At 71.7% G+C, this 21757-nt stretch carries 23 protein-coding genes and 1 pseudogene; 14 read left to right on the top strand and 10 right to left on the bottom strand.

Annotated elements, in window-relative coordinates; genetic code table 11:
- Positions 1-73: 73 nt before the first annotated feature.
- Together BDW27_RS21850 and BDW27_RS21845 are read left to right on the top strand one after the other, a co-directional pair.
- Positions 74-919, top strand: a complete 846-nt coding sequence (locus BDW27_RS21850; protein ID WP_110051436.1) for a TetR/AcrR family transcriptional regulator — start codon at positions 74-76, stop codon at positions 917-919.
- Positions 916-1536 carry a nucleotidyltransferase domain-containing protein gene (locus tag BDW27_RS21845; protein WP_110051434.1) on the top strand — a complete coding sequence of 207 codons (621 nt, stop codon included), beginning with the start codon at positions 916-918 and terminating at the stop codon, positions 1534-1536. The genes BDW27_RS21850 and BDW27_RS21845 overlap by 4 nt, the downstream gene beginning before the upstream one ends.
- Positions 1537-1549: 13 nt before the next feature.
- Here the strand turns inward: BDW27_RS21845 and BDW27_RS28040 are convergent, their stop codons facing one another.
- The gene (locus BDW27_RS28040; RefSeq protein ID WP_017543257.1) at positions 1550-1678 is read right to left on the bottom strand and encodes a hypothetical protein; all 129 of its coding nucleotides are present in this window, start codon (positions 1676-1678) and stop codon (positions 1550-1552) included.
- A 99-nt stretch (positions 1679-1777) separates the two neighbouring features.
- Entirely contained in the window at positions 1778-2542 is a 765-nt protein-coding gene (locus tag BDW27_RS21840; protein ID WP_110051432.1) for a class I SAM-dependent methyltransferase, read from the bottom strand.
- Positions 2543-2703: 161 nt separating this feature from the next.
- Between BDW27_RS21840 and BDW27_RS21835 the strand changes: the two are divergent.
- The 3 genes and pseudogenes from BDW27_RS21835 (at position 2704) to BDW27_RS21825 (ending at position 5026) form a co-directional block, all read left to right on the top strand.
- Positions 2704-3663 (top strand): annotated as a pseudogene (locus BDW27_RS21835) (aminoglycoside phosphotransferase family protein).
- 95 nt (positions 3664-3758) lie between these two features.
- The gene (locus BDW27_RS21830) at positions 3759-4511 is read left to right on the top strand and encodes a phosphodiesterase (RefSeq protein ID WP_110051431.1); all 753 of its coding nucleotides are present in this window, start codon (positions 3759-3761) and stop codon (positions 4509-4511) included.
- Between the two features lie 71 nt (positions 4512-4582).
- Positions 4583-5026, top strand: coding sequence for a pyridoxamine 5'-phosphate oxidase family protein (locus BDW27_RS21825; protein WP_110051429.1), 444 nt, complete (start codon positions 4583-4585; stop codon positions 5024-5026).
- A 408-nt stretch (positions 5027-5434) separates the two neighbouring features.
- On the opposite strand, the gene BDW27_RS21820 is transcribed toward BDW27_RS21825, so the two are convergent.
- Together BDW27_RS21820 and BDW27_RS21815 are read right to left on the bottom strand one after the other, a co-directional pair.
- On the bottom strand, positions 5435-5941 hold the full coding sequence (locus BDW27_RS21820; RefSeq protein WP_017543252.1) for a DinB family protein: 507 nt from the start codon (positions 5939-5941) through the stop codon (positions 5435-5437).
- A gap of 347 nt (positions 5942-6288) precedes the next feature.
- Complete coding sequence (locus tag BDW27_RS21815) at positions 6289-7500, bottom strand: FAD-dependent monooxygenase (protein ID WP_110051428.1); 1212 nt, start codon at positions 7498-7500, stop codon at positions 6289-6291.
- A 93-nt stretch (positions 7501-7593) separates the two neighbouring features.
- Here BDW27_RS21815 and BDW27_RS21810 point away from each other — a divergent pair, with 93 nt between their 5' ends.
- A complete protein-coding gene (locus tag BDW27_RS21810) occupies positions 7594-8205 on the top strand; it encodes a TetR/AcrR family transcriptional regulator (protein ID WP_110051426.1) in 612 nt (203 codons plus the stop codon).
- Positions 8206-8326: 121 nt separating this feature from the next.
- Positions 8327-9301 carry an aldo/keto reductase gene (locus tag BDW27_RS21805; RefSeq protein WP_110051424.1) on the top strand — a complete coding sequence of 325 codons (975 nt, stop codon included), beginning with the start codon at positions 8327-8329 and terminating at the stop codon, positions 9299-9301.
- Between the two features lie 81 nt (positions 9302-9382).
- On the opposite strand, the gene BDW27_RS21800 is transcribed toward BDW27_RS21805, so the two are convergent.
- On the bottom strand, positions 9383-9991 hold the full coding sequence (locus BDW27_RS21800) for a TetR/AcrR family transcriptional regulator (RefSeq protein ID WP_017543248.1): 609 nt from the start codon (positions 9989-9991) through the stop codon (positions 9383-9385).
- A 114-nt stretch (positions 9992-10105) separates the two neighbouring features.
- Between BDW27_RS21800 and BDW27_RS21795 the strand changes: the two genes are divergently transcribed.
- Both BDW27_RS21795 and BDW27_RS21790 read left to right on the top strand, forming a co-directional pair.
- Positions 10106-10756, top strand: a complete 651-nt coding sequence (locus BDW27_RS21795; protein ID WP_110051422.1) for a hypothetical protein — start codon at positions 10106-10108, stop codon at positions 10754-10756.
- 23 nt (positions 10757-10779) lie between these two features.
- Positions 10780-12015 carry a DUF418 domain-containing protein gene (locus tag BDW27_RS21790; protein WP_233515879.1) on the top strand — a complete coding sequence of 412 codons (1236 nt, stop codon included), beginning with the start codon at positions 10780-10782 and terminating at the stop codon, positions 12013-12015.
- 107 nt (positions 12016-12122) lie between these two features.
- Here the strand turns inward: BDW27_RS21790 and gdhA are convergent, their stop codons facing one another.
- The gene (gene gdhA, locus BDW27_RS21785; protein WP_110051418.1) at positions 12123-13493 is read right to left on the bottom strand and encodes an NADP-specific glutamate dehydrogenase; all 1371 of its coding nucleotides are present in this window, start codon (positions 13491-13493) and stop codon (positions 12123-12125) included.
- Between the two features lie 474 nt (positions 13494-13967).
- On the opposite strand from gdhA, the gene BDW27_RS21780 reads away from it, so the two are divergent.
- Positions 13968-15011 (top strand): Gfo/Idh/MocA family protein, encoded by a 1044-nt coding sequence (locus tag BDW27_RS21780; protein ID WP_110051417.1) that lies wholly within the window; start codon positions 13968-13970, stop codon positions 15009-15011.
- Between the two features lie 14 nt (positions 15012-15025).
- Here BDW27_RS21780 and BDW27_RS21775 read toward each other — a convergent pair whose 3' ends face one another.
- Positions 15026-15184 carry a hypothetical protein gene (locus BDW27_RS21775; RefSeq protein WP_233515878.1) on the bottom strand — a complete coding sequence of 53 codons (159 nt, stop codon included), beginning with the start codon at positions 15182-15184 and terminating at the stop codon, positions 15026-15028.
- 410 nt (positions 15185-15594) lie between these two features.
- Between BDW27_RS21775 and BDW27_RS21770 the strand changes: the two genes are divergently transcribed.
- Complete coding sequence (locus tag BDW27_RS21770) at positions 15595-16395, top strand: aminoglycoside phosphotransferase family protein (protein WP_233515877.1); 801 nt, start codon at positions 15595-15597, stop codon at positions 16393-16395.
- Here the strand turns inward: BDW27_RS21770 and BDW27_RS21765 are convergent.
- Positions 16392-16952, bottom strand: a complete 561-nt coding sequence (locus BDW27_RS21765; RefSeq protein WP_110051414.1) for an XRE family transcriptional regulator — start codon at positions 16950-16952, stop codon at positions 16392-16394. The two genes, BDW27_RS21770 and BDW27_RS21765, sit on opposite strands and share 4 nt — an antisense overlap.
- 41 nt (positions 16953-16993) lie before the next feature.
- On the opposite strand from BDW27_RS21765, the gene BDW27_RS21760 reads away from it, so the two are divergent.
- Both BDW27_RS21760 and BDW27_RS21755 read left to right on the top strand, forming a co-directional pair.
- A complete protein-coding gene (locus BDW27_RS21760; RefSeq protein ID WP_017543240.1) occupies positions 16994-17512 on the top strand; it encodes a GNAT family N-acetyltransferase in 519 nt (172 codons plus the stop codon).
- Positions 17513-17638: 126 nt separating this feature from the next.
- Complete coding sequence (locus tag BDW27_RS21755) at positions 17639-18610, top strand: DMT family transporter (protein ID WP_110051412.1); 972 nt, start codon at positions 17639-17641, stop codon at positions 18608-18610.
- A 97-nt stretch (positions 18611-18707) separates the two neighbouring features.
- On the opposite strand, the gene BDW27_RS21750 is transcribed toward BDW27_RS21755, so the two are convergent.
- On the bottom strand, positions 18708-19637 hold the full coding sequence (locus BDW27_RS21750) for a ribonuclease Z (RefSeq protein ID WP_110051410.1): 930 nt from the start codon (positions 19635-19637) through the stop codon (positions 18708-18710).
- A gap of 83 nt (positions 19638-19720) precedes the next feature.
- On the bottom strand, positions 19721-20482 hold the full coding sequence (locus BDW27_RS21745; RefSeq protein WP_110051409.1) for an MBL fold metallo-hydrolase: 762 nt from the start codon (positions 20480-20482) through the stop codon (positions 19721-19723).
- 160 nt (positions 20483-20642) lie between these two features.
- Here BDW27_RS21745 and BDW27_RS21740 point away from each other — a divergent pair, with 160 nt between their 5' ends.
- Positions 20643-21647, top strand: coding sequence for a pirin family protein (locus BDW27_RS21740; RefSeq protein WP_110051407.1), 1005 nt, complete (start codon positions 20643-20645; stop codon positions 21645-21647).
- Positions 21648-21757: the final 110 nt, after the last annotated feature.

Below are 21757 nucleotides of genomic sequence, written 5' to 3'. Positions count from 1 at the left end.
CAGGATCCTCAGAAAGCCTTATGCGGTAAACTAACAGCCAGCGAACGTTAGTTTATTCCATAAGGAGTTGCAAGTGGTTGTCTACGCCGGGCAGGGTGACCCCCGTCGCTCCATGCAGCTGCTGTGGCGCGACCACGAACCGGCCGAACGCACCGGCCCCGGACCCCGCGCCCAGCTGAGCGTGAACCTGGTGGTGGAGACCGCCATCGAGGTCGCCGACGCCGAGGGCATGCAGGCCCTGTCCATGCGCGCCGTGGGCGAGCGCCTGGGCCGCACCGCCATGTCCCTCTACACCTACGTGGCCAGCAAGAACGAACTCATCGACCTCATGTACGACCACTCCTTCGCGGAGCTGGTCCGTGAGTGGGAGGACACCACCGGTCCCGCACCCGCGAGCCTGGGAGGGGGTACCGACAGAACGGACTGGCGCGAGGAGGTCCTGGCCTGGTCCGGTCAGCTGTGGCGCTTCTACCTGCGCCACCCCTGGACCCTGGAGATCTCCGCCGCCCGGCCGGTCCTGGGCCCCAACGAGTACCGGCTCTTCGAGTCCCTGGCCACCGTCCTGCACGGCGCCGGACTCCCCGCGAAGGCCGTCGGGGGCGCTTACAACAGCATCGTCAACCTGGTCCGGGGCACGGTCCGCACCGCCGCCGAGGCCCGCCAGGCGGAGGCCATCACCGGGCAGCCCGAGGACCAGTGGTGGTTCGCCCGCTCCGCGCAGCTGGAGGAGATTGTCGAGGACTTCTCCGAGCGCTTCCCCACCCTGACCGTGATGACCGAGCAGGGAGCCTTCGACAACGCCGACCCCAGCGAGCCCTACCTGGAACAGGAGGCGTGGGAGTCCTTCCAGTTCGGCCTGGACGCGCTGCTGGACGGGGTACAGCGCCGCATCGACGCCACTTCGGGCACGTCCGCGTGAGCACCGCCGCCCCCTTCACTTCCTGGGACCCGCTGCCGCCCGAGGAGGTCGCCGCGCGGTTCTCCCAGGCGAGCGTCCCGTGGTGGATCGCGGGCGGGCACGCCATCGCGCTGGCGGTCGGCCGCCGGTTCCGTGAGCACGCCGACACCGACGTGCTTCTGCTCCGCCGGGACCAGCACACCGTCCAGGAGGTGCTCCCCGACTGGGAGTGGTGGGCGGCCGACCCGCCCGGCACACTCCGCCCCTGGCGGGTGGGCGAGAGCCTGACCGCCGGTGTCCATGACATCTGGTGCCGCCCCGGTCCGGCTGAACCCTGGCGGCTCCAGTTCATGCTGGACGAATCCGAGGGGGACGAGTGGGTCTCCCGCAGGGACGCTCGGATCAGACTCCCCCTCGCCCAGCTGGGACGGCGCACGCCGGAGGGTCTGCCCCACCTGACCCCTGAGGTCCAGCTGCTGTACAAGGCCAAGGGGCTACGGCCCAAGGACGAGGAGGACTTCGCGGCGGCGCTGACCGTACTGGACGCCGACCAGCGGTGGTGGCTGGCGGAGGCGCTCGAACTGGTCCACGGGGCCCACCATCCGTGGCTGCCGCGCCTGGGCTGGGAGAGCCCGTGAGGGGTGGGAAGTCCTAGATCCAGCCGAGCAGGTGGAGCACCAGCAGGGTCAGTCCGGCCGAGAGCAGCAGAGAGGTCACGCAGCCCAGACGGCTGCTGTAGAAGAAGAACACGGACGCCTCCTCGTGGGTTCGCTCGACCACCAGTATCCCGCCCCGTCGAGGGCCCGGACGGGCCCCTCCGCTCACGCGGCCTCCACATCGTCGAACACGGCGGTCAGCCGCCCTGATGCCGTGGCCCGCTCAGGCGGGACGGGCGAAGGTGATGATCTCCATGCTGGCGTCGGTGAGCGGGCTGCGGTCCCAGTAGCCGTACTGCGCGGTCACCTCGAACCCTGCCTCGGCCAGGAAGCCGTTGAGGCGGTCGGCGTCCAGGAACCGCAGCGTGCTCCGGCTGACCAGCGGTTCCGGCCACCCCTCGACCCGGTAGTCGGAGGTGAAGGTGACCAGGTCGCCGTCGACCTCCCGCAGGCGGTGCACGCAGGTGGCCTCCCGACCCTCCGGGCCGCTGACCGTTCGTACCCGTTCGGGGTTCCAGGCCTCCCAACCCCGCACAGCGGGGTTGCGGGTCTCGAACACGAACCGTCCGTCAGTGGTGAGGGCACGCCGGACGGCGGCCAGGTTGGCGCGCAGCTCGTCGTCCGTGGTGAACACCTGGAAGGCGTGCCCGGACATGATGACGAGGTCGAACTCGTCCTCGAACGGGCCACCCGCCGCACCGTCGCAGGCACCCGAGACCAGGTCGCCCAGGGTCCACTCGATATCGGCGCGGTCCCGTCGGCCCACCTCCAGCATCGCGTCGGCCGGGTCCAGCCCCACGAGCCGACCGGTGTGTCCGCTCTCGCGCGCCACCCGTTGGAGCTTCCCGGTGCCGCAGCCCACGTCCAGCACGGAGCGGGCGCCCATCACGAGGTCGAGGTAGAAGTCGTCCTGCGGGGAGACCCGCCAGTGGCTGAAGTAGTCGTAGAGCTCGGCGAGGTCCGGTGTGGAGAAGTGTCGATCAACCATCCGACCATTCTGTGAGCACGCGCCCATGCGGCCCAGGGGTTTTCCGCCTCCCACGCACCCAGGCGAGCGCCACCGCCCCCCGAGTTCGGCCTCGTCCCGGCGAACCACCGGAGACCGCCGCACCAGAGCGCAGTCCTCCCCAGACGTGGAAGGATCGACCCGTGACCGCATTCCTCTCCGCCGAACAGCTGGCCCGACGAACCGCATCCGCCGTGAGTGCCGCCGTGGGTGCCGGACGCGAACTCGGGCTCACCGTGACCGACCCGCGCGTGCTGCACGACCTGTTCTCTGTGGTCGTCCACCTCGCGCCCTCACCGGTCGTGGCCCGCCTCCCCACGGTCCTGCCGGACACGACGCCCCTGGACTCCGTGACCGCTCGGCAGCGCGCGGAACTGGACGTCACATAGTGGCTGTCCGACCAGGGGACGCCCGTCCTCGCGCCCAGCCCGCTGGTGCCGTGTGAGCCCGTACAGCGTGACGGGTTCTCGATCACGTTCTGGGAGTACGTGGAGGAGAGGCGCGACGGGGAACCCGACTATGTCGCCAACGCCGAGAGCGTCCCCTCGCTGCACGCGGCCATGCGTGACTACCCGGGGAGGCTGGAGTTCCTGGGTGCCGCCGAACCGGCCTCCCTCTCCGCCAGCCTCGAACGTCTGGAGGCCAGCCCCGACCTCATCTCCGCGCGGGACCTGGAGCGGGCACGCCGCGAGTGGGGGTTCCTGGAGCCGATCGCCAGTTCGCGCGAGGAGTTCGAGCGCGCGTTCCCGGGAGTCGATCTCCAGCCGATCCACGGCGACTCCCCGCCCGCCAACATCTTCGCCGCCCTGGACGGGGACCGTTACGCCGACTTCGAACTGGTCTCGCTGGGGCCCGTGGAGTGGGACCTGGCCGCGCTCGGCCCCGAACTGGAGGCCGCCTACGACCGAGGTGCCCGCCGCCACGGCCTGCGCGAGCTCGACGGGGACGTGCTGGCCTTCGTGAACGCGGTTGGGGCCCTGCGGGTCATCGCCGCCCTCGAACTCGTCCCGAAGCTGCCCGTGCTGGCCGAGTTCCTGAACCCGGCCGTCGACCAGTGGCGAGCCACACCCTTCGACGTCGACCCGCCCGGTCTGGCTGGTTGAGGCCCGCGAACCCTGTTGCCCGAGCACCCCCGACTCGGGCACTGTGTCCGTCATGACCCCTTTTTTTCGGTCCTCCCTCCACCTCCGTCGCCCACCTGAGTGACCCACACCTGACCGCGGACGGCCGCGCGGCCGAACCGGCGGTCGGGCTGAGCCAGGCGCTCAGCCGGGTGCTGGCCCTGGACCCGCTCCCGGCCTGCGTGGTCGTCTCGGGTGACCTGGCCGAGCACGGCAGCCCCGAGGAGTACGCGGCACTCCACGAGGTCATCGACGGTTTCCCGCTTCCTCTGCTGCTGGTGACGGGCAACCACGACGACCGCGAGAACCTGCTCACCGCCTTCGGGGGCAGCGCCCACCTCGGCGGGGGCTCGAGCGCCCACTACCTCGTGGAGTACCCCGAGGTCACCATGGTGGTCCTGGACTCCCTCGTCCCCGGCGCCCCCGGAGGGCTGCTGGGCGCCGAGCAGTTGGACTGGCTGGACTCGGTCCTGGACCGGCGCCCCGACGTTTCGGCCCTCGTGTGCGTACACCACCCGCCGGTTCCCCTCGGCATCCCGTACCTGGACGGCATGCGGCTGGACGACGGCGCCGAGCTGGAGGAGGTGGTGGCCGGCCACCCGAACGTCGCCCGTGTGCTGGCGGGACACGTCCACCGGCAGACCACCACCGGCTTCGGGGGGAGTGTCCTCACCACCGCCCCCAGCACGCACCGGCAGAGCGCCCTCAAGAGGAACAGCGACGACCCGTGCGGCTTTGTGCCCGAACCCACCGCGTTCCTGCTGCACCAGCAGACCGACCGGGGATGGGTGACCCACACCGTCCAGGTCAGCCACGCCGAGAACCCCTGACCCCGAGGCCGGTTGTCCACAGGCGAACGCCCGCACTGTCGCGACGCCCGAACGAACCCTAGTCTGGAGGCATGCCGGACACCCCTCAGCCGCCAGCGCCCTTCGACGTCGATGCCTTCCTGTCCCAGCCCCTGGTGGCCCGCGTGGCCACCGTCAACGCCTCCGGAGCACCCACCGTCCGGCCGGTCTGGTTCCTCTGGGAGAAGGGAGTGCTGTGGTGGATCACCGGGGAGTACGCGGTCATGGCACGGCACCTGGAGAGGGACCCGCGCACAGCCGTGGTGGTGGACACCTGTGACCTGGAGCGGCAGGAGTTCCTCCAGGTGATCATGTGCGGGGAAGCGGAGGTGGTGCCCTTCGACCCCGCCCTCAGCAGACGCAAGCTCCGCAGGTACCTGGGCGACGACGAGAGCACCTGGCACCCGGACTTCCGGTACTACGCCGACGACGCCCGCCTGGTCCGCTTCGTGCCCGACCGCACCGTGGTCAAGGACCTGTCCAAAGCCCCCTCCTGACCCGCGCGGCGGTCCTCAGCCAAGACCGCGCCGGACGCCGGATCGTGGAGGTCACCGGTCCGCTCGGCGGGCCCCTCGTGGGCGCCGCCGCCGGCTGGCGGCGGTCGTCAGCTCCGAGCACGGCAAGGTCTTCTCCGACGCCCAGGGCGAGGTGGCGCGGGGCCCGGAGGCGGCGACGACGCGGGGATTACAGGGGAGCACGACGACGCCGGGCTGAGTCCGACGCGGGTTCCCGGGCCCTTCTGGGGGCCCGCGCCCGCGGCTCGCCGGCGGTTTCCCGAGCCTGACCGGGTGTCCCGCGGGTCCGGCACCGTCCGCCGTGGTGGCGGTCGGTCCGGCTTCAGGCGGTTGCGGGGGCTCGCGTGCGGATCCGCCGGGGTCACGCTCCGGCTCCCGCGGTACCTCGGGCTACTCCCCGGTGACCCCGTCGACGCGCTCACGGATGAGGTCGGCGTGGCCGTTGTGCCGGGCGTACTCCTCGATCATGTGCACCAGAATCCACCGGAGCGAGCAGTCCTCGCCGTGCCGCTGGTTCCTGCCGACGGCGTCGAGGGACAGGCCCGCCGACGCCTTCCGGGCGTTGTCGATCTCGGAGCGCCACACCGCGAAGGACTCCTCGACCGAGGCGGAGCCGACGTTCAGGAAGTCGCCGTCCCGGTCTCCGGGGCGCTTGATCGGCGAATGGTAGTCCTCCCCCGCGAGGACCACGCGGAACCACATGTGTTCCACGTAGGCCATGTGCCTCACCAGCCCCAGCAGGGACATCGGTGAGGGCGGGGTGGAACGTACGCGCAGCTGGTCGTCGGTGAGGCCCTGGCACTTGACGGCGAGGGTCTCCCGGTGCCACTCCAACCAGTTCTCGAGCATGGCGCGCTCGTCGGCGACGTAGGGCGGGTCGATGCGGGGATCAGTCATGAGTCGCGACACTAGGCAGAGACCGTCCTCTTGGCAACGCATTTGATCGCGTCCCGTCCACCCCGGTCATCCGGACCGTCACCCGGTATCCCCGGCCCCCTGAGCGACCTCCGGTCGCGCGGGGGCCCGGGACGATCAGGATCGCGTGTCATGCGCGGTCCGGAGTCGTGGTCCTCCGGGGCCACCAGCGCCCCATGCAACGTGGTGCCCAGGCGGCGACACGCCTTTCGTCGCGGACGTGATCGCCTCCGTCGTCGATACCGCTCTCCCCCGAGGACGGAGAGGAGCCCTGGACCGACACACAGGTGGAGCGACCCGGAGTGTGACGAGGCGAGCCGTCGAAGGCCTCAGGCGGGGGCCAGGGGTTCGGGCGGGGTCCACTCCACGGCTCCCCTGGCCATAACGACCAGTCTGCTCGCGGGGATCAGCCGGAAGGCCGCGTTGCGCAGCCCCTGGCGCCACCCACCGCCCAGGTCGGCGCCCACGCGGGCGATAGAACGGGCCTGCTTGGCGATGGCCTGGCACCGGGGGCGACGGAGGGCGTCGAACTCCGCCAGGGCCCGCCCCAGGTCGCCCTCGTGGGCAGGCCCCGCCAGCCGGCCCAGGGTGGCGCCGTCCTCCATCGCGGTGGCGGCGCCCTGTCCCATCGTGGGCAGGGCGCCGTGGGCGGCGTCCCCGACCAGCACCACGCGTCCCCGGTCGTAGCGCTCCGGGCCGTCCGGCAGGTGGTGGACGTCGTGCCGCATGAGCTGGTCGGGGGTGGTCGCGGAGATCAGGGCGACCACCTCGGGAGCCCAGTCCGCGAAGTAGGCCCGGGCGGTGGCGAGCTCGTCGTCGAAGACGGTCCGCTCGGGTTGGCGCACGTACCCGTACCAGTACACCTGGTCCGCGCTGACCCGCATCACCCCGAACTCCGCACCGGGCCCCCAGTACTCCACGAGGCGACCGTCCAGCCCCGTCCCCTCCAGAGCGCTCACGGGCAGCAGGGCGCGCCAGCTGGTGCTGCCGCTGTACCTGGGGCTCACACCCGGGTGGAGTGATCCGCGCACGGCGCTCCACATGCCGTCCGCACCCACCACCAGACCGGCCTCGGTCTCGTGCTCGCCGTCGTCCCGCTGCCAGCGGACCACGGCGGGCTCACCTCCGGGCCGCCCCGCGGACACGTGCGTCACCCGGGCGCCGTCCACCAGTTCCACGCCCTCCCGGAGCGCGGCCCTGTGCAGCAGGGCGTGCAGTGCCTGGCGGTGGAACCCCCAGATGGTCGTGGCCCGCCGCACCCGGGGGTCGGTGTCGGGAAGGGTCAGGATCCGGCGTCCGAGGGTGTCCACGAACCCCGTGGCCAGCGTGCGGAGGCCCGCCTGGTCGACGACCTCCTCCTCGATCCCCAGGGTGTTCAGGGCGGCGACGCCGTTGCGAGGCAGGGCCAGACCGGCGCCCACCTCGCCCGTCGCCGGGCGGCGCTCCAGTATCCGGGTGTGCCAGCCCGACCGGGCCAGTCCCACCGCCGAAGCCAGTCCGGCGAGTCCACCGCCGACGACGACCGCTGTGCGTTCACGCATGGCTCTCCCAGCTTCCACATCTCGGGCGGCGCGTGCGGCACCCCCTGTTCAATACGATGGTAGTGGTATGGATCCCGGCCCTATAATCGCCCCATGCCCCGCCCCAACCAGCACCGTCGCCGAGCCCTGGCCGACGCGGCCATCGCGCTCCTGGCGGAGCGGGGGGCGCACGGACTCACCCACCGAGCCGTGGAGACGCGCGCCGGGGTGCCCGCCGGGACGGCCACCAACTACTTCCGCAGCCGGGAGGGCCTCCTCGTCACCGCTGCCGAGCGGATCGTGGAACTCCACCTGGACGAGGCGGCGAGGGCCACCAACGACGCCGTCGAGGACCACGGCTCCGCCGACCTCCCTCCGGAAGCCGTCGTCCGCACGCTCGTGGACCTGCTCACGGACTCGCTCTGGACCGCGGTGACCACCCTGCGCGGTCGCTACCTGGCGATCCTCGAACTCCAACTCGAGGCGCGCCGCCGCCCCGCCCTGGCCGCCGTCCTCGCCGGACTCTCGGACACCGCGCTGGCCAGCACCGCCCGGCTGCACGAGGACCTGGGCACACTGGCCTCGGAGACGGCGGTCTCCACTCTGATCACCCTGTACGGGGGTGCGCTGTTCACCCTCACCACGCGGCCCGAGGAACTGCTCGACCGGGCCTCCGTGCGCGCCCTCACCGAGGCCATGGTGCGCGGCGCACTCGGTCTGGACTGACCGGTTCGCGCCGTCCAGGGGTGCAATCCGGGCCATGAGGGCGGAATTCGGGTCCGACACCGGCCGTCCCGGGTCCAAAGCCCCGAGTGGGAGCGATTCCAGAGGACTTAGGATCACGGCCATGGACACACGTGAACTCGGTACCGTCGCCCAGGTCGGCGTCGTCGGATTCGGCGCCTGGCAGATCGGCTCCGGCTGGGGAGAGGTCAGCGAGGCCGACGCCATGAACGCCCTGCACACGGCGGTGGAGGAGGGGGTCACCTTCGTCGACACCGCCGACGTCTACGGCGACGGGCGCAGCGAACGGCTGGTCGGCAAGCTGCTCAAGGACCACCCCCACCTGACCGTGGCCACCAAAATGGGTCGCCGGATGGCCCAGGACCCCGCCCACTACAACTCGGGGAACTTCCGGGCCTGGAACGACGACTCCCGCCGCAACCTGGGCGTGGACACCGTCGACCTGGTCCAACTGCACTGCCCGCCCTCGGCCGTCATCGAGAGCGACGCCGTCTTCGACGACCTGGACGCCATGGTCGACGAGGGGCGCATGCGCGCCTACGGGGTCTCGGTGGAGACCTGTGACCAGGCCCTGGCCGCCATCGCCCGGCCGAACGTGGCCAGCGTGCAGATCATCCTCAACGCCTTCCGCCACAAGCCCCTGGAGAGGGTCCTGTCCGCGGCCAGGGAGGCCGGGGTCGGGATCATCACGCGGGTCCCCCTCGCCAGCGGCCTGTTGTCGGGCAAGTTCACCGCCGCGAGCAGTTTCGGGGAGGACGACCACCGCAGCTTCAACCGCGGGGGCGAGGCCTTCGACCGCGGCGAGACCTTCTCCGGCGTCGAGTACGAGACCGGCCTGGAAGCGGTGGAGCGTCTGCGCCCCCTGGTTCCCGAGGGGGTCACCATGGCCCAGTTCGCGCTGCGCTGGATCCTGGACCAGGACGGGGTGAGCGTGGTCATCCCCGGCGCGCGCGACGCCGACCAGGCCCGGGGCAACGCGGCCGCCGCGGAGCTGCCGCCGTTGGACGCCAAGACCCACGAGCAGGTCCGTGAGGTCTACGACCAGCTGATCCGCCCCCAGGTCCACCACCTGTGGTGATTCCGGTCGGGGTCGGTCGCTGACGAGTCCGTTCCAGCGCCCGGCCCCGACCCCCCGGGGTGTCCGGCCCCGAGCCCCCTCCTACACGCAGCCGCCCAGGACACTGTCGACCGCAGCGAACAGGGTGGCGGCCTCGGACTCCAGCAGGGACTCCGTGCCGGGCAGTGCCCTTTCCAGCGTGACGCCGTTGACCACGGTGAGCAGGAACTTCGCGCGCCTGGCGTTGTCGCCCTCGGTGAGCGCGCCCTCCTCGACGAGCACGGAGAGCCAGTGCTCGACACGGTGCTGCATCTGCCCTTCGACGACCAGGTAGGTCCTACGCGCCTCCTCTGTCGGTTCGGGGGCGATGAAGGTCTCGTAGGTCCTGCGCAGGGCCTTCCTCGCCTCGCGGCCGGTCCCGGCGTGCGCGAGGATCTGCCGTAGGCAGTCGACCAGGCGCTCCCGCGCCGGCAGTGCCGTGTCGTGGATGGGCTCGCCCGGGGCGATGTGCGCGTAGATGCCCGCGAGCACCGCGTCCATCAGGGCGCGCTGCGTGGGGAAGTGGTGCCGCAGCGAGCCGGTGCTCACCCCGGCCCTGGTCGCCACCGCCCGCACGCTCGGCCGCTCGGCCGGGTTCTCACTCACCATCGTCGCCGCCGCGATGAGGATCCTGTCGCGCGAGCTCTGCCTCGCGTCGCCTGCTTCGGTCATCGGTACCTCCTGCCCCCATCCTACTAGTACACCGTACTAGCACAGTGTGTTAGTCTCTTTCGTGTCGCCAACACGCTGTGTTGGAAGTGGCTCGGCGAGAGACGGAGGACGGACATGCTCGACCAGTGGCGCCGCCAACGCGCGGCACGCCGCGTCAAGGTCGGAGACGGCCGTCACCTCAAGCGGTTCCGCTGGTGGCAGCTGTTCAGCCGCTCCCTCTTCCACCTGCCCCTTCACCAGGACGACGGTCGCACCGCGCTCTACTCGGTCGACGTCCGCCACTGGGGCGGAAAGGAGGACGGGGAGGTCAGGGCCGACCTGTACCTCGACGGCACACGGCACGCCCACTCCAGGATGCCCGCGGCGTTCCCCGTCCCCGGCGGACACGTCGAGGTCGCCATGAGCTCCTTCGGGCTCAGGCGCTGCCACCACGTCCCCGACGACGGAGCGGACCGGCAACTCGTTCCGGACCCCCGCTCAGCCGAGGGAAGACGCGCCCGCCTCGACCGCGAACACCCGGCCCTGAGCCGCTGGATCGGCGCCGTCTCGATCGCCCTGCTCGTGGTCGGGCTCGGCCTGAACCTGCTCCAGGCCCTCGAACCCCTCTCGCAGATCCCGCCGGTCAACGACGTGACCGGCACGTTCACCTCCCCCGTCCTGCTGCCGCTCTGGCTCAACATCACGCTCGGCGTCGGCGCCGCCCTGGGCAGCGCCGAGCGCGCGCTTCGCCTGCGCTACTCCTGGCTCGACGACGCGGGCAACTGAACCTCCCCCACCGAAAGGACGACATGACCACCCGCACCCCTGATCATGTGCCGACCCCCTCCGGAGGGCCGGTCCGCTCGACCCCACTGTCCGAACGCTCCCTGGCACCCGACATCGCGCGGGGAATGATGCTCCTGCTCATCGCCCTGGCGCACACCCCGTATTTCCTCTACACGGCGCAGGCGGGATCGGTGGGCCTGCACCCGGTGGAGGGCGGCCTGGCCGACCGGATCGCCCAGGCACTGACCCTCATCGTGGTGGACGCGCGGGTCCACACGATGTTCGGGTTCCTGTTCGCCTACGGCATCGGCCAGATGTACGCGCGCCAGACGTCCAAGGGAACCAGTCCCGTCCAGGCCCGGCGCCTCCTACGACGACGCCACCTGTGGATGCTCGCGTTCGGCGCGGTACACGCCCTGTTGCTGTGGCAGGGCGACATCATCGGGGTCTACGGGCTGATCGGCCTGATCATGGTGCCGCTGTTCTTCGGGCGCTCGGATCGCACCCTCAAGGTCTGGATCGGGGTCCTGCTGGTTCTGGGCGCCCTGATCTCCCTGGCGGGGATGCTGGTCCCGGCCGACGCGGGCACGTCCGCGGCCGCCGACATGCAGCGCGCCAGCATCGCGGAGGAGTCCTACCTGGCCGCCGCGGCGACACGGTTCGTCACCTGGTCGTTCCAGCTGGTCGCGGGGATCGCGACGGTGGCACTGCCCACCGCCTTCCTCATGGGTGTGCTCGCCGCGCGGCACCGGATCCTGGACGAGCCCAGCCGACACCTCGTGCTGCTGCGGCGGCTCGCCCTGTGGGGCATCGCCGCGGGATGGACCACCGGCGCCGTCCTGGCCCTCCAGCACACCGGTGTCGCCGAGATCGCCCCGGTGACGGCGCTGACCGGCCTGCACTTCTACGCCGGGATCTTCACCGGAGTCGGGTACGCGGCCCTCTTCGGACTGCTGGCGCACTGGATGAGCGGGCGCGCGGCGGCCACGTCCCGGCCGGTGCGGTGGCTGGGCGCTCTGGGCCGCAGGTCGATGAGCGGGTACATGGCGCAGTCCGTGGTGTGGGGACCGGTCCTGGCCGCCTGGGGCCTGGGACTGGGCGCGCACCTGTCGAGCTGGTCGGCCGCTCTGCTGGCCGTGCTCACCTGGGCCCTCACCGTGGCCGGTGCGGCTGCCATGGAACGCGCCGGGCGGCGCGGCCCGGCGGAGGTCCTGCTGCGCCGACTGACCTACCGACCCGCGAAGTCCACCAACGCCTGACCGGAGACGGACCCCCGCACCCGACACCGGGAACGGGGGACCACACCGCCGAAAGGGGCGGGCCGGGACCCGGTCAGGTCCCGGCCCGCCCCTTCGTTCACGTCCGACTAGATGAGGCCCTGGGCCAGCATCGCGTCGGCGACCATCTCGAACCCGGCGACGTTGGCGCCCAGCACGTAGTCGCCCTTGGCGCCGTGCCGCACGGCCGCCTCCTCGCAGCGGTCGTGGATGCCGGCCATGGTCTCGGCCAGCTCCGACTCGGCGTGCTCGAAGGACCACGAGGTCCGCCGGGCGTTCTGGCGCATCTCCAACACGCTGGTGGCCACACCGCCCGCGTTGGCGGCCTTGCCCGGGGCGAACAGCACACCGGCCTGCCGGAACACCTTGGCCGCCTCGGGCGTGGTGGGCATGTTCGCGCCCTCCGCCACCGCCAGCACGCCGTTGCCGACCAGCGCCTTGGCGCCCTTGACGTCGAGCTCGTTCTGGGTGGCCGAGGGCAGCGCCACCTCACACGGCACGTCCCACACGCTGCCGCCCTCGACGAACGTCGCGCCACCGCGCCGGTCGGCGTAGGCGCTGATCCGCGCGCGCTCGACCTCCTTGACCTCCCTGAGCAGGTCGAGGTCGATGCCCTTCTCGTCCACCACGTAGCCACTGGAGTCCGAGCAGGCCACCACGGTGGCGCCCAGCTGCTGGGCCTTCTTCACCGCGTAGATCGCCACGTTGCCCGAACCCGACACCACCACGCGGCGCCCCGCCAGGCCCTTCCCGGCCCGCTCCAGCATCCGCTCGGTGAACATCACCGTTCCGTACCCCGTGGCCTCGGTACGGACCGCCGAACCACCCCAGTCCAGGCCCTTGCCGGTGATGACCCCGGCCTCCCAGCGGTTGCTCAGCCGCCGGTACTGCCCGAACATGTAGCCGATCTCGCGGGTACCGACACCGATGTCACCGGCGGGGATGTCGGTGTACTCGCCCAGGTGGCGGTGGAGCTCGGTCATGAACGACTGACAGAACCGCTCGATCTCCGCGTTGGAGCGACCCTTGGGGTCGAAGTCGCTGCCGCCCTTGCCTCCGCCGATCCCCATGCCGGTGAGCGCGTTCTTGAAGATCTGCTCGAACCCCAGGAACTTGATGACGCCCAGGTTCACGCTGGGGTGGAAGCGCAGACCGCCCTTGTACGGGCCCAGGGCGCTGTTGAACTCCACCCGGAAACCACGGTTGACGTGTACCCGACCCTGGTCGTCACGCCACGGGACGCGGAAGATGATCTGCCGCTCGGGCTCGCACAGACGCTCCAGCACACGCTGGTCGACGTACTCCGGGTGGCTCGACAGCGCGGGCGAGAGGGTCTCCAGCACCTCCAGGACTGCCTGCTGGAACTCGGGCTCGTCCGGGTTGCGCCGGGCCACGTGCTGGAACGCCGAACGCACGCCCGGGTGGTGGTTCGCCAGTTCGGAGTCGCTGACAGAGGTCATGTGTGTTTCGGGTCCCTTCGGCGCTGGCGCCCCTCGCGGGTCAGCGCCCTGGGGGACGTCAACGCGATCGGTGATTCGGCCACTTTCGGGGCTCCCAACGACGTTACACGTCCGGTTCCGTCCTTCTTTGACCGCTCCCCTCCTGGCCGCATCACCACCGACCCCAGCCCGCGCCGACGGTGCCCGGGCCCGGTCCTGATGGCGTGGGCGATCATGTCGAGGACGATCCGATCCGCCCCTCTCCTCGGCCGCTCGAACCGCACATGCAGGGCGCCGTCGGCCTCCGTCGCGGGGGTAACGCGGCGGCCAGCCCCCATCCCCCGCTGTCAGCGTCGGACCAGAGGCGCCAGGAAGTCGGTGAGTGTCAGGCTCATGCGGACCATCCCACCATCCCGGGACGACGATTCGTGGCCGATCTCCGGAGCCACGCGCACATCGCTTGCGGCCCCTGCGGCAGATCGCCATGATCGCCCCATGCGCGTAGGAGTGGTGGGACTGGGGATGGGCTCGCACCTGGCGGCTTGGTGTGAGCGGCTCGGGATCAGGGTCGAGGCGCTGTGCGACCGCGCTCCGGCCGTGCTGGCCAGGGCCGGTGCGGCTCTGCCCGACGCACGGCGGGTGAGCGACTGGCGCGACCTGCTGGACATGGGCCTGGACGGCGTGATCCTGGCCAACGACTTCCACGCCCACGCACCCCCGGCGATCGCTTTCCTCGACCGGGGCGTGCACGTGCTGTCCGAGACGGCCGCGTGCGCCGACGAGGAACAGGGCCGCAGACTCGTCGAGGCGGCCGACCGCTCCAGCGCCACCTACTCCCTGGCTGAGAACTACGTACTGCTGCCGCACGTGCGCCTGATCCGCGAGGCCCTGCCCGAGATCGGCCGTGTCACCCACATTGAGGCCGACTACCTGCACGGCATGTCGCCCCAGGACGTCAACAGTCTCATCGGGGACCCGGGCCACTGGCGGGGCACCATCGCCTCCACCGCTTACTGCACCCACTCCCTCTCCCCGATCCTGGCCCTGACCGGCGCACGCCCTGTGGAGGTGACGGCCTTCACGGCCGACACCACCGCGCCCCGCCAGGCCAGTGTCATGGCGGTGCGCCTGTCCACCGGGGCGCTGGCCCTCACCCGCAACGGGTTCCTGCAAGGGGAGTCCGACAGCCACTGGAGCTGGGTGTCGGTGCGCGGCGAAAGGGGTCTGGCCGAGTCGGTCCGGGCCCGGGGCGACCAGGCCTGGTCCGTGCGGGTGCGTACCGAGGGGTGGACCCAGGTCGACGGCCGCGCCCGGGAGGAGGTGCGCGTTCCCCCGGAGCTGTCTCTGGACGGTGAACCCGTGGAGCGGAGCGCGGAGGGCACGGTGCTGCTGCTCCAGGCCTTCCGCGCCACCGTGGAACAGGGTGCGCCACCGGTCACCGGGGTGCGCGAGGCGGTCGAGGCCTCCCTGGTGGGGGTGGCCGGAGCCCGTTCCCTCGAACAGGGCTCGGTCCCCGTCCCCCTGCCCGAACTGGGGTGAGCGCGACCGGCCCGTCAGCTGGCCGGGTCCCTGCGGCGCGCCCACGCGTGCACGCGCCGGACCCGCTCCGGTCGTCCGGCGTTGGCACTGTCCTCCCTTTCGGCCTCCACGCGCTCGCCCAGCTTCCCGAGCACGTACTCGGCCAGGGTCCGGTCCCGCCACTGGGACCACACGTGGCGTTCCGCGGGAGCGCGGCCCTCCACCCGTTCCTGGCCTCGGCTCCGGACTCCGGGTCGAGACCGCCCCTCGTGACCGTCAGGGCCTCGGACGCGCGCCGCCGGGATACCCGCACTTGTCGGCGCTTGTTGCGGGCGCTGTTGCGACGGGAGCTCTTGTCGTTCTCGCCGTAGCCGTTGCGGCGGTCCTTCGCATGGCCGAGGAGTTTCTTCTCCTGGGGTGAACGGCGGCGCGGCACGGGCCTCGCGGTCCCTTCCGTGTTTCCCCGCGTTCGAACAGCGGCCCGACACTAGGTTGGTCACCGGTGGGGCGCGACGGGAGCACCCGCTCCACGGGACGATTCGAGAAACGGAGGCCGGACCTGAGCACCGGAGAGCACGAACAGGACCAACCACTGAGCGGCGGCATGATGAACACGGTCGTCCGGAGGGGTGATCGCGTCGTGCGCGGGGCCGTGCCGCAAGCCCCCGCCCTGCACGGCTTCCTCACAGCCCTGGCCGACCGCGGGTTCACGGGGGCACCGCGGCCGCTGGCCCTGCACCCGGCTGAGGGAGGGAACGGTCCCGGGACCGAGGAGCTGACCTTCGTCGAGGGCGACGTGGCCCTCCCGCCCTTCCCCGCCTGGTCCCGCGCCGACAGTGTGGTGAGCACCTGCGCCCGCCTCCTGCGCCGCTACCACGACGCCGCCGAGCACGTGCCCCTCGACGCCGCCGTGGCCTGGCCCACCGCCCTGAGCGACCCCGAGGGCGGCACCCTGCTGTGCCACAACGACCCCTGTCTCGAAAACCTGGTCTTTCGTGACGGCGAGGCCGTCGCCCTGATCGACTTCGACCTCGCCGCCCCGGGCCGCCCCGTCTGGGACCTGGCCGCCCTCGCCTTCTACCTGGGCCCCACCCTGCCCCCGGAGGCCCTCGCCCGCACGGAGTTCGCCGGGGCGCGCACCCCGCACCGCATCCGCCTGCTCGCCGACGCCTACGGCATGTCGGACGCCGACCGCAGGTCCCTTCCCGAGGCGGTCGAGCAGTACAACGAGGTCTCCCGGGACTTCGTCAAGGACATGTTCGACCAGGGCAATCCCCTGTTCGTGCGCACCGTGGAACGGGTGGGCGGCTGGGCCTCGTGGGAGCGGCTCAGGGTCCGCCGCTCCGGTTGGCTGCGCGACCAGCGCCCCGTCCTCCTCGCCGCTCTGACCGACCCGGTCACCTAGCCCCGGCGGGTCACCGCCACCAGGTAGCGGCAGGGACGCCCCGTCGGATTGCGGTACTCGCAGGGGGCGGGCGCTCCGAGTTGGAGGCAGTCCCCCCGTTCCAACAGGTGTTCGGTCGCGCCCTCACGGAAGGCGAGCGCCCCCTCCAGCACCCAGATCTGGTGGTGGGTGAAGGCGAACACTTCCTCGGGGTAGGGCACCCGGGCACCCGGAGGGAGTTCCACCTCGACCAGTTCGAGCGACCCCCCTGAGGTGGGCGAGACCGCGCGCCGACGGTACCCGGTCTCGGGGTCGGTCCACAGGGGCTGCTCGTCCCGGCGCGCGAGACGGCGGTCACCCTGTTCGGCCTGGGCGATGAGTTCGGACAGGGTCAGGCCGAGGGCACCGGACAGGCGGCCCAGCAGAGCGGCGGTGGGCTGGGCGTCGCCGTTCTCGATCCGGCTGATCATGGCCCGGGACACCCCGGACAGGTCGGCCAGGGCGGCACCGCTGAGTCCGCGGTCGCGGCGCAGGGCCTGGAGGGTCGTGGCGAGGGCGGGTCCGAGTGGGTCGCTCATGCGTTCACCATAGTGGACACCTTCGCCTATCATCTTCAACTATGGACGCCCTGCTCACGCACGACAGCATCCGCGACGCCACCGTCACCGACGCGGCGGCGTGCGCGGCCATCTACGCCCCCTACGTCACCGACACCTCCATCACCTTCGAACTCGACCCTCCCTCGGAGGAGGAGATGGCCCGACGCATCACCGAGGCCCAGCGCCACCACGCGTGGATCGTCATGGAGGACGAGGAGGGCGTGCTCGGCTACGCCTACGGCGGCACCTTCCGCACCCGCGCCGCCTACCGACGGACCTGCGAGGTCAGCGTCTACCTCGAACACGGACGCCGTCGCCGAGGAGCGGGACGGGCCCTGTACTCCGCGCTGATGCCACGCCTGGCCGCACGCGGGATGCACACGGCCATCGCCTGCATGACCCTGCCCAACGACGCCAGTCTGGGTCTGCACCGGACCATGGGCTTCGAGGACGTGGGGATCATGCGCCGGGTGGGCCACAAGCACGACGCCTGGCACGACGTGGCCTGGGCCCAACTGGATCTCACCCCGGCCCCCTAGCCACGCTGCGGACCGGACGCGCGATCGCCCCGGAAGGGACTCCACCCAGGTCGCAGGGACCGTCCCGGAGCCGGACACCTATGCTCGACGAGATCCCATCTCCCCACCATCCCCTGGAGCGTCCCCGTGTCCGCCCACACCACCCGCCACCGCCCCTCGGGGCTCGCCTTCGCGCTCGCCTCCGCACTGGCCTTCGGTGGTTCGGGGGTCTTCGCACGACCCCTGCTGGACGCGGGCATGGACCCGCTGCACGTCACCTGGCTTCGGGTGGCCGGGGCGGCGCTCATCCTGCTGCCCGTCGCCCTGCGGCACTGGCGCGTCGCCCAGCGCAGGCCGCTGCTCGTCCTGGCCTACGGCGTCTTCCCCATGGCCGGGGTCCAGGCCCTGTACTTCGCTGCCGTCGCCCGCATCCCGGTGGGGATCGCGCTGCTGCTGGAGTTCCTCGGCCCGGTGCTGGTGCTGCTGTGGGTGCGGGTGGTGCGCCGCAACCGGGTCTCCCCCGCCGCCGTGGTGGGGGTCGTCCTCGCCGTGACCGGGCTCGGACTGCTACTGGAGATCTGGGCGGGGATGCGCCTCGACGCCATCGGCGTGGGCCTGGCCCTGGGCGCGGCCGCCGCGCAGGCCGCCTTCTTCCTGCTCGGGGACGCCATGGGAGAGGACACCGACCCCCTGGCGGTGATCGCCTTCGGCGCGCTGATCGCCACCGCCCTGCTGGGGGTGCTCGCCCAGCCCTGGACCCTGCCGTGGGGCCTGCTCGCCGACCCGGTCCCGCTGGGCTCCCTCTCCCTGCCGGGCTGGGCCCTGGTTCTGTGGCTGGGCCTGGTGTGCACCGCCATCGCCTACTTCGCCGGGGTGTCGGCGATCCGACGCCTGTCCCCGCAGGTCGCTGGGGGTGTGGCCTACCTGGAGGTGGTCACCGCGATCGTGCTCGCCTGGGTACTCCTGGGCGAGGCGCTCACCCTCGTACAGGTCATCGGCGCCGTGGTCATCGTGACCGGCGCCTTCATCGCCCAGACGGCCGTGCCGAGCGCACCGACCCCCGACACCGAAGGAGGTCCGGTCGCTCCCGAACAGGAACGCGCCCTGGACCAGCGCTGAGAACCGCCGACCATGCCGCGGGCGGAGCGCGGCTCCGCCCGCTCCGGCGGGGCCGCCGCTTCCTCGTCTCGCCCGACGGACCAACCGCCCACGCGGATCAGCGCCGGGCGGGCATGCCGATACGGTCCAGATCGGCGGCCAGCACCACCCGCCCGTCGAACTCCTCACCCGCCTGGGCCGTGAAGAGAGCCTCGTCGGCCTCCTCGTAGCGCTCCGACAGGTGGGTCAACACCAGCAGACGCACCCCCGACCGAGCCGCGATCCGGCCAGCCTGACGCGCCGTCAGGTGTCCGTACGCCTCGGCCAGGTGCTCCTCGGAGTCCAGGTACGTCGACTCGATGACCAGCATGTCCGCGCCCTGGGCCAACTCCACCGCCTGCTCGCACACACCGGTGTCCATCACGAACGCGAACACCTGGCCGGGGCGGGGCACCGCACAGTCCGACAGCTGCACCACACGGCCGCCCTCCAGCTCCAACGAACCCTCCCGCAGGAGCCGCGACACGGCCGGGCCGCTCACCCCGAAGTGCCGCAGTCGCTCGGGCAGCATCCGCCACCCGTCGGGCTCGGTCAGCCGGTACCCGTAGGCGGGCATCGAGTGCCGCAGCGGCAGGGCCGTGACCGTGAACGGCTCGTCCGGGCCCACCACACAGGAACCGGAACCGCCCACCGGCTGGGGGACGACCACCTCGGTGTCACGGAAGGACGTGGCGTGCCGCAGCCGCCGCCAGTACTCCTCACCGGCGCCCGGGTAGGCCACCCGCACCGTGTGCGGAACCTGGTCCCGGGCGATGCGCTGGATGACACCGGGCAGCCCCAGGCTGTGGTCCCCGTGGAAGTGCGTCACGCAGACCCGGGTGATGTCGCTGGCGGCCAACCCGGCCAGACGCATCTGCCGCTGGGTGCCCTCCCCCGGGTCGAACAGCACCCCCTGGTCGCCCCAGCGCAGGAAGTAGCCGTTGTGGTTGCGCCGACGGGTGGGCACCGCGCTGGAGGTCCCCAGGACCACGAGTTCACGTACGGACATGGGCCGTATTGTCCCACCGCCCAGGGGAACCGGACACGCACTCCCACCAGGCCCTCGTCAACCGGAAGCGGGTCGCCTCCGGCTCAACGCACCCCCGTGGCACGGGCGCGGATCATCGCCACACGGGGACCCTCGGTGAAGGGGGCACCGTGCCCCGGCAACAACAGGCTCCCCTCCGGCAACGTGGCCAGACCCTCCAACGACTCCAGCGCCCGGGCGCTGTCGTGCGTGGACATCCGGCTCACCACCCGGGGGCCCTCACTCCCCGTGCTGGGGTCGATGGTGACCAGCGCGTCACCGGTGAACGCGACCCCCCGATCCTCGAAGACCACCAGGACACTGCCCGGGGTGTGCCCCGGAGCGGGCACCACCCTGGGGCGGCCCGGCACCTCCTCCAGGACCTCGTGGTCGCCGAACACCGAGAACTCGCTCACCCGGTCCGCCGTGAAGGCCCCGCCGTGCCCCAACCGCAGGAGTGCCTGAACGGCGGCGGGGTGCCTGGCCAGGTAGGGCAGCAACGGCCGTTCGGGACGGGCGTGGACCACCGAACTGGTGGGGCCGTCCACCAGGATCGGCGCGTCAGCCTCGTGCACCCACACCCGGGCGCCCGCCTTGTCGCGGGCCCGCTCGGCCAACCCCGTGTGGTCCGGATGGGCGTGGGTGAGCACCACCGCCCGCAGCCGTCCCCCCACCCAGGCGACCGCGTCCAGGAACCGGCCGCTGTGCGCGGGCAGCCCGGCGTCCACCATCACCAACCCCTCCCCGGTCTCCACCAGGTAGAAGTTCACGAGCGCGTCACCGACCCGGTGGACACCGGGAGCGACCTCGTCGGGAACATGGGTCATGATTCCTCCCGGAAGGACACGCGTGAGAACCCGAGAACGGACCCCGTCCCCCACCCATACCCGCGAACTGGCCGTCTAGCTCCCTCAAGACCCACACACCTCCCACGCCACACCCCCGCCCACGTGCGCGCACGCCCCCGGCTGGACTAGCGTCAACCGCGTGAGCAACGTCGAACCCCACCCCACCGAACAACGCGTCTGCGAGGCCGACCGCACCGGCCCCGAACCCGACACCGAACTCCTCGAACCCCGCGAGGTCCCCCTCGGCGGACCCCGCGCCATGCTCGTCCACCGCGCCCTGCCGGGCAGGAACCGCCGCATGGTCGGCGCCTGGTGCTTCGCCGACGTCTACGGACCCGCCGACGTCAGCACCGGCCCCGGCATGCAGGTGCCACCCCACCCCCACATCGGGTTGCAGACCGTGAGCTGGCTGGTCCAGGGCACCGTCCACCACCTCGACGGCCTCGGCTCGGACCAGCTCGTCCGCCCCGGACAGCTCAACCTCATGACCGCCGGGAACGGCATCGCCCACTCCGAACGCACCCCCGAGCAGGCCCCCGACCTGCTCCAGGGAGCACAGCTGTGGGTGGCCCTGCCCGAACACGACCGCGAGGGCCCCGCACACTTCGAACACCACGCCGACCTGCCCGGATTCTCCCTGCCCGGCGCCGGGGTCACCGTGATCATGGGCGAACTCCACGGCCACCGCTCACCCGCGCGCACCCACACACCCCTGGTCGGCGCCGAGATCGTCATCGAGGCGGGCCGAACCGTCACCCTCCCCGTCCAGGCCGCGTTCGAACACGGCCTGCTGCCCCTGGACGCCCCCGTCCACGCCCACGGCCACCGCGTGGTCCCCGGCTCCCTGCTCTACCTGGGCACCGGACGCGACACCGTCGAGTTCCACGCCGAAGAACGCACCCACCTGCTCCTCATCGGCGGCCAACCCTTCACCGAGGACCTCGTCATGTGGTGGAACTTCGTCGGCCGCGACCACGACGACATCGTGCGCGCCCGCACCGACTGGGAGGACCAGCGCGAAGGCGACGACCGGGACGAGGGCTTCCGGTTCGAGCCGGTGCGCGCCGACCACGGCACCGCCCTCCCGGCCCCGGACCTGCCCAACGCACGGCTGCGCCCGCGTCCCCGGCACCGCGACGCCTGAACCTGAGCCCCCCACCCCCGAGGTGAGGGGCTCTGAACGTGGCGGGTAAGCGGGGCTTGCCCGGGAGCGCCTCGCCAACCCTGGACGATCCGGCACCAAACACGGAGCCG

It is taken from the genome of Nocardiopsis sp. L17-MgMaSL7 (genome assembly GCF_003182025.1).
In the GTDB taxonomy this organism is placed as follows: domain Bacteria; phylum Actinomycetota; class Actinomycetes; order Streptosporangiales; family Streptosporangiaceae; genus Nocardiopsis; species Nocardiopsis prasina.
The sequence above is the reverse complement of the archived record's forward strand: the minus strand, read 5'-3'. Positions and strand labels throughout refer to the sequence as shown.